This is a genomic window from Terrilactibacillus tamarindi (genome assembly GCF_009718825.1).
GTDB lineage: Bacteria > Bacillota > Bacilli > Bacillales > Sporolactobacillaceae > Terrilactibacillus > Terrilactibacillus tamarindi.
In genome coordinates, this window is the sequence record NZ_WNHB01000005.1 from 72,780 (window position 1) to 88,932 (window position 16,153).

15 protein-coding genes are annotated in these 16,153 nt (G+C 37.7%); 13 read left to right on the plus strand and 2 right to left on the minus strand.

Annotation, left to right across the window (positions count from 1 at the left end; genetic code table 11):
* Position 1: 1 nt before the first annotated feature.
* From GMB86_RS04500 to GMB86_RS04550, 11 genes are all read left to right on the plus strand, one after another.
* Positions 2 to 643: a phosphoribosylanthranilate isomerase gene (locus GMB86_RS04500; RefSeq protein WP_155217247.1), complete on the plus strand. Its 642-nt coding sequence runs from the start codon at positions 2 to 4 to the stop codon at positions 641 to 643.
* Positions 637 to 1,860 (plus strand): tryptophan synthase subunit beta, encoded by a 1,224-nt coding sequence (gene trpB, locus GMB86_RS04505; RefSeq protein ID WP_155217249.1) that lies wholly within the window; start codon positions 637 to 639, stop codon positions 1,858 to 1,860. The genes GMB86_RS04500 and trpB overlap by 7 nt, the downstream gene beginning before the upstream one ends.
* Positions 1,847 to 2,668 carry a tryptophan synthase subunit alpha gene (gene trpA, locus GMB86_RS04510; RefSeq protein WP_155217251.1) on the plus strand — a complete coding sequence of 274 codons (822 nt, stop codon included), beginning with the start codon at positions 1,847 to 1,849 and terminating at the stop codon, positions 2,666 to 2,668. The genes trpB and trpA overlap by 14 nt, the downstream gene beginning before the upstream one ends.
* A 129-nt stretch (positions 2,669 to 2,797) precedes the next feature.
* On the plus strand, positions 2,798 to 3,898 hold the full coding sequence (locus GMB86_RS04515; RefSeq protein WP_155217392.1) for a prephenate dehydrogenase: 1,101 nt from the start codon (positions 2,798 to 2,800) through the stop codon (positions 3,896 to 3,898).
* Between the two features lie 8 nt (positions 3,899 to 3,906).
* A complete protein-coding gene (gene aroA, locus GMB86_RS04520) occupies positions 3,907 to 5,202 on the plus strand; it encodes a 3-phosphoshikimate 1-carboxyvinyltransferase (RefSeq protein WP_155217253.1) in 1,296 nt (431 codons plus the stop codon).
* A 351-nt stretch (positions 5,203 to 5,553) separates the two neighbouring features.
* Entirely contained in the window at positions 5,554 to 6,804 is a 1,251-nt protein-coding gene (locus tag GMB86_RS04525) for a tetratricopeptide repeat protein (protein ID WP_155217255.1), read from the plus strand.
* Between the two features lie 108 nt (positions 6,805 to 6,912).
* Positions 6,913 to 7,467, plus strand: a complete 555-nt coding sequence (locus GMB86_RS04530) for a YpiB family protein (RefSeq protein WP_196220123.1) — start codon at positions 6,913 to 6,915, stop codon at positions 7,465 to 7,467.
* Positions 7,468 to 7,524: 57 nt separating this feature from the next.
* Positions 7,525 to 8,118 carry a DUF1405 domain-containing protein gene (locus GMB86_RS04535; RefSeq protein WP_408033829.1) on the plus strand — a complete coding sequence of 198 codons (594 nt, stop codon included), beginning with the start codon at positions 7,525 to 7,527 and terminating at the stop codon, positions 8,116 to 8,118.
* Between the two features lie 217 nt (positions 8,119 to 8,335).
* On the plus strand, positions 8,336 to 9,139 hold the full coding sequence (locus GMB86_RS04540; RefSeq protein WP_155217261.1) for a sporulation protein YpjB: 804 nt from the start codon (positions 8,336 to 8,338) through the stop codon (positions 9,137 to 9,139).
* A gap of 82 nt (positions 9,140 to 9,221) precedes the next feature.
* Positions 9,222 to 9,902 (plus strand): zinc metallopeptidase, encoded by a 681-nt coding sequence (locus GMB86_RS04545; protein ID WP_408033830.1) that lies wholly within the window; start codon positions 9,222 to 9,224, stop codon positions 9,900 to 9,902.
* Positions 9,903 to 10,189: 287 nt separating this feature from the next.
* On the plus strand, positions 10,190 to 11,113 hold the full coding sequence (locus GMB86_RS04550) for a nucleoside hydrolase (RefSeq protein ID WP_155217265.1): 924 nt from the start codon (positions 10,190 to 10,192) through the stop codon (positions 11,111 to 11,113).
* 57 nt (positions 11,114 to 11,170) lie between these two features.
* Here GMB86_RS04550 and GMB86_RS04555 read toward each other — a convergent pair whose 3' ends face one another.
* Positions 11,171 to 12,013, minus strand: coding sequence for a fructosamine kinase family protein (locus GMB86_RS04555; protein ID WP_329602754.1), 843 nt, complete (start codon positions 12,011 to 12,013; stop codon positions 11,171 to 11,173).
* A 157-nt stretch (positions 12,014 to 12,170) separates the two neighbouring features.
* Between GMB86_RS04555 and GMB86_RS04560 the strand changes: the two genes are divergently transcribed.
* On the plus strand, positions 12,171 to 13,307 hold the full coding sequence (locus tag GMB86_RS04560; RefSeq protein WP_155217267.1) for an NAD(P)/FAD-dependent oxidoreductase: 1,137 nt from the start codon (positions 12,171 to 12,173) through the stop codon (positions 13,305 to 13,307).
* 126 nt (positions 13,308 to 13,433) lie between these two features.
* On the opposite strand, the gene GMB86_RS04565 is transcribed toward GMB86_RS04560, so the two are convergent.
* Positions 13,434 to 14,315, minus strand: coding sequence for an alpha/beta hydrolase (locus GMB86_RS04565; protein WP_155217269.1), 882 nt, complete (start codon positions 14,313 to 14,315; stop codon positions 13,434 to 13,436).
* A gap of 543 nt (positions 14,316 to 14,858) precedes the next feature.
* Between GMB86_RS04565 and GMB86_RS04570 the strand changes: the two genes are divergently transcribed.
* On the plus strand, positions 14,859 to 15,878 hold the full coding sequence (locus GMB86_RS04570) for a glycoside hydrolase family 15 protein (RefSeq protein WP_155217394.1): 1,020 nt from the start codon (positions 14,859 to 14,861) through the stop codon (positions 15,876 to 15,878).
* Positions 15,879 to 16,153: the final 275 nt, after the last annotated feature.

The following is a 16,153-nucleotide window of genomic DNA, read 5'->3' on the forward strand; positions in this document are numbered from 1 at the left end:
TATGATCATAAAGTTTTGTGGAAACCGTTCTTTTCAAGACTTACAATTATCATTAAATAGTCAAGCTACACATATTGGATTAATTTTTACTCAAAAAAGCAAACGATATGTTACACCTGAGCAAATTGCGGGTTGGATTCCCAAACTCGAAAATGTATCGTCAAAGACATGGGTCGGCGTATTTGTTAATCCATCCATGGCCGAAATCATGGCGGTTTTAGAAAAGGTTCCATTAGACGTCATTCAGTGTCATGGAACCGAAACACCTGACTTCTTATTAAAGGTCAAAGAGAATACCAACAAAAGAGTATGGAAAGTGATTCATCATGCTCCAGATGCTTTAGATAAGATGCGCCAATACAAAGGGATAGCAGATGGTTATGTCATCGATAAAAAAACAGGAACATCTTGGGGTGGAACGGGCCTATCATTTGAATGGACCTATGTTCCGCTTTATCTCAAGGAAGCGAGGCATCAAAAGGTTCCTTGCATAATAGCTGGAGGCATTAATCCTAAAAATATCGTTCAACTATTAGATTATGATCCGGATGGCATCGACTTAGCGTCAGGAATTGAAACATCGAATCAAAAAGATATAACCCTAATTCAACAAATTGAAGAGAAGGTGCTACAATCATGGTAGAACAAGAGACAACGAAACAGCCAATTCAAAAGGGACGATACGGTTCTTTTGGTGGAAGATACGTACCAGAAACCCTCATGTTTGCTTGTGAGGAACTTGAAAAAGCCTACGAAGATGCTTCGAAAGATCAGGCGTTTCTTTCTGAGTACCATTCCTTGTTAAAAGAATATTCAGGTCGTCCAACACCGGTAACTTATCTAAAACGAGTAACAGAACAAGTGGGCGGGGCCAAAATCTATCTAAAACGTGAGGATCTTAATCATACGGGGGCTCACAAGATAAACAATGCCATCGGACAAGCGCTGCTCGCTGTTCGTATGGGAAAGAATAAAGTCATTGCAGAAACTGGGGCAGGTCAACATGGCGTTGCTGTAGCTACGGTAGCGGCTTATTTTGGTCTCTCTTGCAAAGTTTTTATGGGAGCCTTAGATGTTGAAAGACAAGCACTAAATGTGTTTCGTATGAGACTTTTAGGGGCAGAGGTTATCCCTGTAGAAAGTGGTAATAAAACATTAAAAGACGCTACAAATGAAGCTTTTAGGTATTGGGCGGCAAATGTTGAAGATACCTTCTATATCGTTGGCTCTGTTGTAGGACCTCACCCTTATCCAATGATGGTCAGAGATTTTCAACGGGTGATCGGTGATGAATCAAAATCGCAATTTATTGAAAAAACAGGCAAACTTCCTGATGCCATTGTTGCTTGTGTTGGCGGCGGAAGCAATGCAATGGGAATGTTCTATCCTTTCTTAGAGGATGATGTGGCTTTATTCGGTGCTGAAGCGGCAGGGAAGGGCATTGATACGGCGGAGCATGCGGCAACTTTAGCCAAAGGTACCGAAGGCGTCCTTCATGGTGCAAGAACCTATCTTATTCAAGATGAAAATGGTCAAATCATTGAACCTTATTCGATCTCAGCAGGGTTAGACTATCCAGGGATTGGACCGGAACATGCTCACTTATCAAAAAGTGGACGCGTGACCTATCGGGCTATAACAGATAAACAGGCGATGGAAGCACTTGGACTACTTTGCAAAAAAGAAGGGATCCTCCCCGCACTTGAGAGTGCTCATGCTTTTGCTTTAGCTGTTGAACAAGCAAAAACCATGGACCCTAGTCAAACCCTATTAGTCTGTCTTTCTGGTAGAGGCGATAAAGATGTTCATACAGTGATGCACTATTTAGAGAAAGAAGGGACTATTCATGAATCGATTTAATCAGTATTTGAGGCCGAATCAAGGTTCTCTTTTTATCCCTTTTATTACAGCGGGTGATCCTTCTGAGAATGCCACCGTTGATATAGCTCTTATGATGCAAAAAATGGGTGCATCGGCACTGGAACTGGGTATCCCCTTCTCAGACCCTGCAGCTGATGGTCCTGTCATTCAAAAAGCATCCTTGCGGGCCCTTAAACAAGGGATGACATTGAAAAAAGCGATGTTTTTGGCTAAAAAAATGAGAGAAAAGGGTTTGAAAATCCCCATTATCATATTTACTTACTATAATGTTCTGTTACAATTAGGGGAAGAACGGTTTATGAAATTAGCCCATGAATGTGATATAGATGGCTTACTTGTTCCTGATTTGCCATTTGAAGAAAGTGGTGATTTAAGACGTTTATGTACGAAGGAAAACATACCACTTATACAATTAGTAGCCCCAACAACTTCTGATAAACGTTTAAAACAGATTGTTGATCAGGCTCAAGGGTTCATTTATTGTGTATCTTCTCTTGGTGTTACAGGGGTACGTCAAACTTTCCATCCAGATGTTTTTCCTTTTCTGAAACGAGTACGTGAGCTATCACCGATTCCTATTGCCGTTGGCTTTGGCGTTTCTACATTTAAACATGTTGAAGCTCTTCAAGATCATTGTGATGGTGTGATCGTCGGAAGTGCCATTGTTCGTGAAATTGAAAAGCATATAGATGAATTAAAGGATGACCAAAAACGCAAGGAAGCTTTAGATGATATGTATCATCTACTTCTCAAACAACTATTTAACAAAGATACAGCTGTTATTTGAATTTTTGGCAAATACACATCACATAACATAGTGTGATGTGTATTGTTGCCAATCAAGACCTTGTTATTTTAAAAATCATATCTTACATAATCAACTAAAACTATAAGGATACAGAATACTATGTCAACTATGAAGAAAACAGTCTTAATAGCAGGACTCGGTCTAATTGGTGGATCGATTGCCCAAGCCATACGATCTGCACATCAGGTACATATCATTGGATTCGATAAAAATCTAGGAGCATGTGATGAAGCATTGAAACTGGGAATTGTTGATGAAGCTTCAGACTCTTTGGAAAAAAGTGCTATGAAAGCGGATCTCATCGTCCTTGCTGCTCCAGTTAAAGGCATTCTAGCCCTTATCCATGAACTTAGTCATCTTGAGTTGAAAGAAAATGTTTTAATCACCGATGTTGGCAGTACAAAACGAAAAATTATGGAATTGGCTAAGAAGAAATTGAAAGGTAAAGCCGTATTTATTGGTGGACACCCTATGGCAGGCTCGCATAAATCAGGGGTTGGTGCGTCCAGACCTTATTTATTTGAGAATGCGTATTATTTTATCGTGGAAGATACGGATAGAAAAAAAGCCGGAAGCCCGCAATTAATGGAATGGCTAAAAGGGACCAAAGCAAAGTTTATCTGTTTCTCTGCAAATGAGCATGATAGAGCCGTTGGTATTATCAGTCATTTCCCTCATGTTATTGCCTCTGCATTAGTCAATCACTTAAAGGACTTTTCCGAGCAAGGGATGAATTTGAGAGCATATGCAGCGGGAGGATTCCGAGATATCACTCGAATTGCTTCATCGGATCCCACCATGTGGCGAGATATTGTTTCAGATAATCGGGATGTCATACTAGACCTTCTAGATCGGTGGCAACAAGACATGTCAGAAATTAGACAAATGCTTATTAATAATGATACTACAGCCATCAATGCATTTTTCCTTGACGCAAAACACTATCGAGATGGTTTTCCGGTTAAGCAAAAAGGAGCCATAATCTCTGATTATGATTTGTATGTCGATGTTCCTGATGAGCCTTACACGATCTCGAAAGTATCAGGATTAATCGGTGAAGCGGGCATAAATTTGACAAATTTGAACATCATTGAAGGAAGAGAAAATATTCAAGGTATCATGCGCCTCTCCTTCGAATCAGAGCAGCATCGTGAGAAAGCGATGACCATTTTGAAAAAAAATAATTACACAACATACTTAAATGATTAGGTGATATTATGGTGGATATAAGTTTTTTTGGTAATCACAAAGCTTTAAAAGGAACACTAACCGTTCCTGGGGATAAATCAATTTCTCATAGATCGCTTATTTTTGGCGCTATTGCAAACGGAACGACCGTCATAAAAGGTTTATTAAGAGGAGATGATTGTCTTCATACCTTAGCTTGTTTTAAACAGCTCGGTGTAGACATTCAAGATGATGGTGATACCATTACGATCCATGGAAATGGATTAGATGGATTAAACGAATCTGAACGTATCTTAGACGTAGGTAATTCGGGAACGACGATTCGTTTATTAATGGGTCTCTTGTCAGCAAGACCTTTTTATAGTGTTTTTATTGGTGATGACTCAATCCATCGACGTCCGATGGATCGAATAATTAAACCGTTAGAGCAAATGGGCGGGCAACTCCATGGACGAAAAAATAATCGATATGTCCCTATCACGGTAGTTGGACAACCTTTAAAGCCTACAGAATACACTTTACCTGTTGCGAGTGCCCAGATTAAAAGTGCGATCATTCTGGCTGCGTTACAGACTAAAGGGGTAACTAAACTCACTGAGCCTGCAAAATCACGGGATCATACGGAAAGAATGTTGAAAGCATTTGGGGGCCATATTGAGATAGAAGGGACAACATATTTGGTTGAAGGTCCTCAAAACTTGACTGGCACCACCATTCAAGTACCTGGTGATATTTCATCAGCTGCGTTCTTTATTGTGGGGGGTCTCATTACACCAGGAAGCGAGTTAACGATCCAATCAGTCGGTGTGAATCCTACAAGAATTGGACTCTTAAAAGTATTAGAAGCTATGGGAGCGGACGTTACCCTTTCGAACGAGCGGGAGTGGAATAATGAGCCCGTCGCGGATATTATTGTTCGTTACTCTAAATTAAAAGGAACAACGATCAGTGGCGACTTAATACCACAATTAATCGATGAAATCCCAATTATTGCTTTACTAGCGACACAGGCAGATGGAGAAACCGTGATCAAAGATGCCGAAGAATTAAAAGTAAAAGAAACGAATCGAATTGATACAACCGTAGATGAATTAAGTAAACTAGGTGCAGACATTCGAGGGACAGATGATGGGATGACGATACATGGACACCCTGGTAAACCTTTAAAAGGTGGACATGTTCACAGTTACGGTGATCATCGGATTGGGATGATGTTGGCTATAGCAGGTCAGTTATCTACAGAACCCGTCATTGTCGAAGAAGCTGAAGCGATCTCTGTTTCTTTTCCTTCATTTGAAACCAAATTAAAGCAAAGTCAAAGTTAGACCTTACGAATAACAGATAGAACCCCGCATTTTAAAGCCGGGTTCTATTTTTTATGAACCAAATCAGACACTCGTGACTTCAGTCGCAAGGGGTTCAATAGAAAGTGTGATAGCTTGAAGTCAATCCCATATTTCATTATGATGTAAGATAGGCTCAAAAAATAGAGTTGTTCTTCTAATAATAAGTCAATAACTATTTCTATACATGTTGGTTAGAATTTATATAAGTAAAATTTATGCTTTTTTCGTAAACATGGTTGTTTTTGGAAGGGCTTTAGCCTTGTCTACTAGTCAAAAACAACTAGCCACAATTCCTTAGTAAAAAGCCTTAATATAAAAGGAGAGAAGAAAATGGATGACATACAACTAGCCATGAATATGATCGATACGGGTCAAACGGAGGATGGACTTTCTTTGCTTAAAGATTGTCTAAAGAAAGCAGATGACACTACAGCCTTTCAAATAGCCAATATTTATCAGGACTACGGACTAATTGATAACGCAGAGACAGTTTATGAACGATTGTTAAAAAGGTATCCGAATGATAGTACCATTCTCCTGCAAATGGCTGAACTTCATATTGATAAAGATGAGGAGGGAAAAGCGATTGAGGCACTGACAAAAATTCATAAATTAGATGAAAATTATTTAAGTGCCCAACTACTACTTGCCGACCTATATCAATTGGAAGGCTTAGATGAAGTAGCCGAGCAAAAATTATTATCTGCACATAAAATGGCCCCGAGTGAAGCGGTTATTAGTTTTGCTTTGGGTGAATTTTATATGTCGATTGGAGAGCCTAAAAAGGCTATTGACTATTACAAACAAGTCCTAAATGCGGAATCCCTCTCTCATGAAAACATTTCATTAAAATTGGCAGAAGCCTTGAGTTTAGCCGGGGATTTTGAACAAGCCATGATATATTATCAGAAAGGTTTAGAGAACGATAAGAATCTCGATGGTTTATTTGGCTATGCCGTGACGGCATCACAACTACATAAATATCAAACCGTCGTAACGGCACTAGAGGAATTGCGTAAGCTTGATCCGCAATACAGCACACTGTACCCTTTATTGGCGAAAGCCTATGATCATGAGGGGGCTCTAGAAGAAGCTCTTAAAGTTCTTGAAGATGGATTAAAACAAGATGAGTTTAATGAACGGCTATACGCCGAGGCAGGAGATTTCGCAGCGAAGTTGCATGATTGGATTAAAGCGGATGCCTATTATAAAAAAGCTTATCGATTGAATCCGGAAAGCACAGAGATTCTCATTAAATATATCGAAATAAAAGTTGAACTAGAAGAGTTTGAAGATATTATCGATATCCTAGAAGAGAATAAACAAGATGATCCGATGTTGACTTGGTACTTAGCTACAGCTTATATGAAATGTGACCGGTTAGAGGAAGCAAAGGCATGTTACAAAATATGCTATGAACACTTTTCACAGAATGCCGAATTTCTTAATGAATACGGTGAAGTGATGTGGGAATTAGGCGATCGTCAACATGCTTTAACCTACCTAGAGAAAGCTTTACAATACGATCCAGAAAATCAAAATTTGCAATCATTTGTCGAACGAATTAAAGAGGATTTTTAATTGTTTGTCGTGAAATAATAGAGTAGAAATTGTTTGTATGTTTTAATGAGTTTTATCCATTTGACCCGTAATGATGCTGTCAAAAATAAATGGAGGGAGATGAGGTCTTTGGAACAATTAATTTCTTTAGAAAAAAAACGGAAATTTTTAAAATGGTTAATAGAGCGACGTCAATTAAGAAGCCGTGAAACAGTATGGCTATTAAATTATGTCATGGATGAAGACGACTTGTTAAAAATTTTTCGATTTGTCGATAATGCACAAGGGTTATCACGTTCAATTATCTTGTCTGAGAAGTGGACATCTTCATACCCATTTGAGTATATTAAACATCAAGTAAGAACTACCGATCCAGAAAGAGCTTTTCATGATATTCGATTAAATCAAGAAGAGCCGATCTATATCCAAGTGAATCTTTCGTCTCATCAACCAACGGATGAATTTCTTGCTGTTATGGAAGAAAGCCCGAATGCTGATGTTTATATACATCATCGATACGGTCATTGTGTAGAACAAATTCTATCAAAAGCAGAAGTCTCATTTCAAAAACGAAAATTAGATGCAGAAATTAATAAGGCGCTAGATCAATTTGATAAAGGAAAATTTGAAGAATTATCAAGGGCTTTAACAGAACTAAAAGCAAACTATCCAACGCTCATATAGTCATATATTTCATGTGCTTTTTAGAAAGGGATCAGAATGACATTACTTTACTACCTCATGAAACAGAAATTTTTTCTTATTATATTACTGATAATAAATGGTTTAGGAACCGTTTATGGCTTTTGGTGGTATAAATTTCAATTAGATGATACACCCTTTAAATATCTGATCTTTGTACCTGATAGTCCGATGGCTACTCTCTTTTTCTGCATTGCCATCGTTTTTATTCTATTTCACCGGCGTTCGCTTATATTTGAAGGATTAGCGATGGTTAGCTTAGTCAAGTATGGGTTATGGGCTGTCGGTATGAATGCGGTAAGTGCTCACTTTGGTTATCCCATCCAATCGACAGAAATCATGCTGATTATCTCACATGCTTTTATGGCTATAGAAGGGATGCTATACACTAAGTTTTTTAATTTTAAAGGATGGCAATTTGCTTTGGCTGCACTTTGGCTATTTCATAATGACTTTATTGATTACATATTTGGTATGGCTCCTTGGTACCCTTATCTCAAGGAAAATATGAAGATCATAGGCTATAGTACGTTTTGGTTAAGTGTTATTAGCCTGATCTGTATCTATATGTTAACAAAGCGTCCGGTTAAATATTCAATCGATTTCAAACAAGAAAGAGATAGTTTAAAATAAAAATTTCCTCATTAACCTATAAAAAATGGCCATTTTTTGAAAAAATCAAGAATGGCTTTTTTTGATGTATTCACTTGATCAATTGCAGGCTCTGTTTAAATTATGTCAGTTAGAGATGGAATGATCAAGCGATTATCGAAAGGACAGATCATCAATATTACAGTCTATTCTTGTCCCTTTAGCCATATACTTCTCATAAGAGGAGGGACACGGGAATATGAAGAGTGTTATGCTATGCTTAGTAACTGTATTAGTATTCTTATTGCCACATAGTGTCTTGGCTAAAGAAGATGAGAACACGATTGCTCAAACTTGGCAAGAACTTGAAGACCTATCTGATCAATCCTATCAATTTGCCAACAATGGACAATATGGACAAATCGATGATCTTTTAAAAAATTTCAATAAAAAGTGGTCCATGCTTGTCGATATAACACCCATTCCAGATTTAGATCAAAGAATCATCACTTCTTCATTAAATCAAGCGCGCCAAACCATTAAATCAGATATTAGTGACAAACAAAAAAAACGTAACGTGGTTCAACTTCGACTAGCCATCGATGCAATTGAATCCGATTCTAATCCAATGTGGAAAATATTAACACCTAAAGTGATGAAATACGCCAATCAAATGCAGAACTCCGTTGAAAAAAAGGATTGGACACATTTTCAGCATCAATTAAATCTGTTTCTTGATCAGTATCAGACGATTTATCCAGCGATGATGATCGATCAGAATTCTGATCAAGTTGAACAAGTCAATGAAAAAGTCGACCAATTATCTAATAATCGGATGACAATAAGGCAAGATAAAGATAGTGTAAAAAAATTAAATCAACTCCGACAAGATTTACAGGCTGTTTTTAATCAGAAAACACAACAATCGTATTCTCAAATTGAGTGGATTCCCATAATATATATTAGTGGCGGAATTTTAATAACGCTGCTTTTAATTAGTAAATTAAGAAGGAACCCAAAAGCGATTAAAAGAAAATTAATACAAAAGGGAAAGCACGTTTGATGATGCTGAAAATTTGACAAAAGGACAATATTTGACTAAAATTGACCTTAATAAAATAGTGGAGGTTAAGTCAATCATGGGAATTGTGCAGTATCTCATTTATATGGTTATTTTAATGGCGATCCCTATGTGGGCACAAAGTCGTGTTCGTAGAAACTATGCCAAATACTCAGAAGTTCCTAATTCAACCGGTTTATCAGGCGCACAAGTCGCAAGAAAAATCCTAGATGACAATGGATTGTATGATGTGACCATTGAAGAAGTATCCGGAACACTCACAGATCATTACGATCCCTCACGTAAGGTTGTTCGATTATCTTCAGGGATCTATCATGGTGATTCTATTGCAGGAACGGCTGTCGCTGCACACGAAGTAGGGCATGCAATTCAAGATGCAACAAATTATTCTCCACTTCGAATTAGACATGCACTTGTTCCTCTTGCTAATTTGGGATCAAGTTTATCGTATATTTTGATCTTTGCAGGATTTCTACTCCAAATATTTAATCTTGCGTTAATTGGTGTCATATTTTTTGCCTTTGCTGTATTATTTCAATTGGTTACTCTACCAGTTGAATTTAACGCATCAAGCCGGGCACGTGATCAGATTGTTAGTCTAGGGATTGTTAAACGAGAAGAGGAACGCCAAGCAGGTAAAGTATTAAATGCTGCAGCTTTAACGTATGTCGCAGCCGCGCTCGTTGCCTTTATGGAACTTTTGCGATTTATCCTTATACTTTTTGCAAACCGAGATAATAACTAACATTTAAGGGACTTAAAAAAGACCAGCTTAAGTAACCCTGCTGGATCTTGATCTTTGAAAAATATCGTGTAACTTAATAAAAAATAAGTTGAAAATTAAAAGATGAGCGGCTGTTTATTTAACAGCCGTTTTTGGTTTACTTCTAAGTGTCTTAAAAGGATTGCCAACCCATAGACCCATTGGTATAATAAGCTTTGTATTTTTTCATAAAAATAAAAAAACGATTACTACATATCCTTCATCATCTCATTAATAATAGATACATAAAAAGAAAGAAGGGACATTGAATGCAAAAAGTAATACTGGATGTCGATACAGGAATCGATGATGCTCTTGCCATTATGCTGGCAACAGAATCAGAAGAGTTAGATATATTAGGGATTACAACCGTAAGCGGAAATGTATCTCTTGAACAAGCCACTCGAAATACCTTAAAAGTTTTACAAATGGTAGGGAAAGAAAAGGAGATTAACGTTTATCCTGGTGCATTTGAACCGCTCCTTAGAAAAAAGTTTCATGAACACCGTGTACACGGTAATGATGGACTTGGCGGAGCATTAACGGATATGGAATTACGCGCAAAGCCTTCATCAAAGCATGCGGCTCATTTTATCATTGATCAAGTCCATCGTTATCCAAATGAAGTCACACTCATTATGACCGCTCCTTTAACGAATCTTGTCCATGTTTTAAAATTAGATCCTACGTTTGCAAGAGATGTTAAGAGAGTTATTTTCATGGGGGGAGCCGCTAAAACACAAGGGAATGTTACCCCTGTTGCTGAATTTAATATTTATGCCGATCCAGAAGCGGCAAAGATTGTTTTCCATTCAGGAATACCATTAACGATGGTAGGGCTAGATGTGACGATGAAAACTCTTTTACATGATTACCATGTTGATGAACTAAAGGGATCTCGTTATTACGATTTTATTCATAAAAGTGCTCAATATTATATGAACTTCAGACAGTTTGATGAAGTGATCACAGCTTGCCCTATGCACGATCCACTGGCGGTAGGCGTCGCTATTGATCCAACTATGATTCAAACTGAAAGTCTCTATGTAGATGTCGAAACCGAAAGTTCTTTATGTGATGGACAAACCGTTTGCGATCTGCGTTTTCAATTAAATCAACAAGAAAACATGGATGTCGCATTAGACGTCGATAGCGATCGATTTATATCCATGCTTCTTCATAGATTGAAATAAGTGCTTAATTGGGGTGTTAAATATGGCACCTCAAATTTTGATTTACAAGCTAAAATTTTAACCATTACAGACCCTTAAGATACGATCCACTGATCCACCATAACTTTCACCAAACAAGTTTAAGTGCGCGAGTAAATAATAGAGTTGATAGGCAGGAACTCTTTCTTCCCATCCAGATTCTAACGGAAAAGCCTTTTGATAGGATGCATAAAATGCGTCGCTAAACCCACCAAATAACTTAGTCATCGCAAGGTCCATTTCGCGGTCACCATAGAAAACAGCAGGATCAATGAAGACTGGCTCGCCTTGAGTTGTGAACATGACATTACCGCTCCATAAGTCTCCATGTAATAGCCTTGGCGTCACCGCTCTATCCTCATTTTTAAATTGATCGATAAACTTACCGAAGAGTTTTTCACGTTGCCGGTTCCAAAATCCCTGTTCCTTTGCCATCTTAACAAGAGGATTCAATCGTTGATGGATATAAAAGGAAGTCCAGTTTTCATCTGGCCCGTTCGATTGTGGTAAAGTTCCCAGATAATTATTTTCAGATAAACCAAAATATGATTGGGTATCCGTATGCAGCTGAGCAAGAGCACGTCCACAAAGAGCATCATTACGAGGACCGCTTTCTATGGCTTCCATGAGGATATACGCATCATTTTTTATTTGTCCAACATCATAGACCATCGGAGTCCGCACTTTTTTTCCTAATAAATTAAGTCCATAAGCTTCTTTTTTAAAAAAATGAGCTTTCATGTGACGATGGATTTTTAAAAAATACGATTGTTTAGTCGTCTCAATTAAATAAGCTTCATTAATATCTCCACCACTCACACGTTTAACATCCTGTATACTTTCAATAGGTAGATTAGATAACCATTGATGATCCTCTATCACTGTGTTATACCTTCTTTCTTTAAATTCTTATTAGATTAATCATCTAATAAGAATTAGATTGACTTCCTTCCTAACGACAAGACATATCCAATTACTAAATACCATTCTATTATTATGATAGAATGAAACTAGAAGATTATAAAGCGAGATGAATGATATGCAGAAAATCGTAATCATAGGCGGCGGGATCATTGGGATGAGTGCAGCCTATACATTAAGTCAATCAAAGAACTATGACGTGACCGTTATTGATCAAAAAGATCCAGGTCAGGCAACAGACGCAGCAGCGGGTATTATTTGTCCTTGGTTATCAAAACGGCGAAATAAAGTATGGTACGAGTTAGCCAAACAAGGGGCAAGATATTATCGTGAGCTGATGATAAATCTAATGAAGGAAGTTCATCATGACATAGGTTTTCAGCAAGTAGGGGCTATGTGTATTCGTGATGATAAACAATTACTCATTGACCTAGCCGAGAAAGCCGAAAGCAGACGGAAAGATGCTCCAGAAATCGGTGAAATTACGTTATTAACACATGATCAAGCTAAAGAGGAATTTCCATTATTGAAAGACCATTTTATGGGGTTAAAGATATCTGGAGGAGCTAGAGTTAACGGTAGGGCACTACGGAATGCCTTAGAAATGGCCGCTGTTAAACAAGGGGCATCGGTCTTACATGGCTTTGCCAATCTTTGTCAAACAAATGGTGTTGTAGATGGGGTAGGTTGTCATACGATCGAAAGCATCATACCCGCTGATCAGGTCATCATTGCCGCCGGCGCTTGGGAAAGACATCTATTAGCTCCGCTTGGATTAATGACGGATATTACGCCCCAAAAGGGCCAGTTATTACATTTAAGATTAAACAATAAACAAACGGGTGTTTGGCCAGTTATTTTGCCTCCAATTGGTCAAAGTATAGTTCCATTTGAACATGGACAAGTGGTTATAGGGGCAACCCACGAAAAGCATAAAGGATTTGATCTTTCACCTACTGTAGGAAGTATATATGATATTCTACACCAAGCTCTTCGTTTTGCCCCTGGACTGGCTGAAGGAGAGATCAAAGAGTGGAGAGTAGGTTCTCGAGGATTTACGTCTGATTTTTCACCTTTTATAGGAAGAGTACCGGGTTATCCTAATCTCTTAACAGCCAATGGTCTTGGGGCATCGGGATTAACAACAGGTCCATTAGTTGGAAAGTTACTAGCAGAAAGTGTGATGGGTCTGGATTTAACTATGCCAATAGATAACTACGATCCGGCTCCTTATATACGAGAAATAAAAAAATGATCAAGACATTAACATAAAAAGATGAAACGAACGTAAAAAAAGGGAGTCCTAGGACTCCCTTTTTGATGTATATCATCTTATTTATCCCACCTTAACGGCAAGTAAAGCCCCCCACTGATGGAAACTTTATTTTATACCCCATAAGAAATCGGCAATCAGAGCATCTACTTTGGGATTTTCATGAAGCTTACTGTGTTGTGCCATACGTCCGGTGACGGTTTTTTCTTGATATTTTTGATGTGTAAAAATATAGCGACCTAAAAAGGCACTTTTCAGCTTTACGGTTCCATCTCCAGCCTCAGTCTTATTTATTTCACCACCAATGGCTAAAACATCTAAATCATGTGGAAGTTGATCACGTTTAGGGTATAGTACACTCGTTTTTTTCATTTGGTCGACAGTTAATTTAGAATCGTCTTGCGGTCCATCTCTCCAGCTAAATGGAGCTGCAATAGGGACAAATTTATGTACATACGGATAGTCATTTCTCGATTTTGATGTTGTTTCAAGAAAGTAAGTGGCTGTTTTACCTCCAAATGAATGCGTAACAAGGTCTATCGTCTGAATGTGCTGCTTTTGCTTTAACCATTGCATGGTTGATTCAAGCCACTTTGTTTGGTTATCTAGAGAGCCTTTATTATTTTGAAAGACGACTTGGATAAGTGGAATACGTTGATCGGTTATTTTTCCATGTACGATCAGTTCGCCACTCGGTTTCACATAGATAAGGAGTGCTCTTTCAGGGCCTTCATAAACCGATGTCAGCCGATTGAGCATGGATCGAAAGGAACCCTCAGTTCCGGTCCACCCATGTACAAAGACGACGGGATAGGAATGTTTCTTTTTTAATTGAATTTTGGAATGGTCAAAGCTAGCACTAATCGTTTCATGAGTTTTGCTCTGCTTATGTTTTGATACATTTCCATCATTAGATTTTGATAAAATGATGAATGTAGTAAACGTTGTCGACAAAATGATGACAAGGAGGATTAATCCTAGTTTTTTCATGCGTTGCGTTCTCCTTTTATACTGGGTTCGTTATTGCTAGTCATCATATCGCAATATGTAAAATCATTCAAGTGGAGCCATAAAGCGATGGAAAAATTCTCCAAACAGAATCCCTAGTCCCCTTATTTTTAATAACGAAGTTTCATCTCGTTTCTTTATTATCTGATACTCAAAGTACAAAAACAAAGTAGTAATAATAAAGAGGTTTTGGTTCATAAAGTGAAGCTTCCATTAGTGGGGGTTTTCTTCATCCCCCACTGATGGTTAGCTGAACCAATCGGACCTTTACGGGCAGTTGATCCCCACCTATCTTCTTTGAATACTCAGAATCTTGAGGTGGGGTCTTTACTTGCCGTTAAGGCGGGATAAAAAAGGGCGTATTTTTGCTGTTATTATGGTATATGTATAATCATTTTTAAAGGTTACAACATAAACTAGAAATATAAAGAAATTAAATATTTTTGAAAGCGCTTTAATTTGTTTAAAAAAATGAGGTTTGTCAACACTGAAATTAAGGTAAAAAATAGTGGAGGTGTTTTGATGATGAATACAGATCAAGCGTTAAAAGTACTCGATCAAATGCGTTTACCCAATGGGGCCTATACGGCTAGCCTATCGAAGGATTATAGCTATGTTTGGATTAGAGACGTTGTTTATTCTGTACTACCTTTTATTCAAAAACCATCTGAACGATACGAAAAGGCATATCATGCATTATTAGACCTTTTCTTAAAATATGAATGGAAAATAGATATTCATCGAAATAAAAAACCTGTTCAACTTTATGAATATATTCATTCTCGTTATTCTAGGGATCTCAAAGAAATGAATGCTGAATGGGGTCATGCTCAAAATGATGCAATAGGTGCTTTTCTTTGGGGAATAGGAGAAGGTGTAAAGAATGGGCAAAGAGTGATACGTGACCATCATGATATACGAATAATCCAAAAGCTAGTAGACTATCTTGAATGCTTAGAATACTGGACTGCAAAAGATAATGGCATGTGGGAAGAGAATATGGAGGTGCATGCCTCGAGCGTCGGTGCTTGTGTTGCTGGACTTCAAGCTGTCAAATTGATTGTCAACGTGAAGGACGACCTTATTAAAAAAGGTGAGGAAACACTCAATCACTTACTCCCTAGAGAAAGTGAAACAAAAGAAACGGACTTAGCTCTCTTATCGTTAATCTATCCGTATCGTTTGGTAAGTCATGATATGGCATTGACTATTCTTGAAAATGTGACCTCGCAACTTGAACGTACGTATGGCTGTATCCGTTATAAAAATGACCAGTATTATAATGAAGGTGCAGAAGCTGAATGGTGTTTTGCTTTCCCATGGCTTGGACTGTGCTATGACGAACTCGGCATGATTGACAAAGCTGAAGAGTATTTTGAAAAAACTAAAAAAATCGTTCCAGAAGACTGGGCAGTTCCTGAACTATATATTGGAGGGAAAAATATTCCTAATCAAAATACACCTCTTGCTTGGTCAGTTGCACTATCCTATATCTTAATTAATCGCATACAATATTCACTCACCTATCGAGCTGTTCAGACATAGAATCCACGAGTTTCAGGTGATTAAGTAAGAAAACGTTTAGAACATTATCTGTTCTAAGCGTTTTTTTATTTACTTAGTACCATATTATGACGACATAAGTTTTTCTTGATATTTATCATATGACTAAATATAAATTTCAACACCGATTTTATTGAAAAAATAATTTTTAATAAATAACGGATTCGACAAAATTAGATGATAAATTACAAAGGATTCTGAATACTTTCGTAGAATCATTAATATAAGATTTAATAAGGGATTTGGAGGTGGGAATA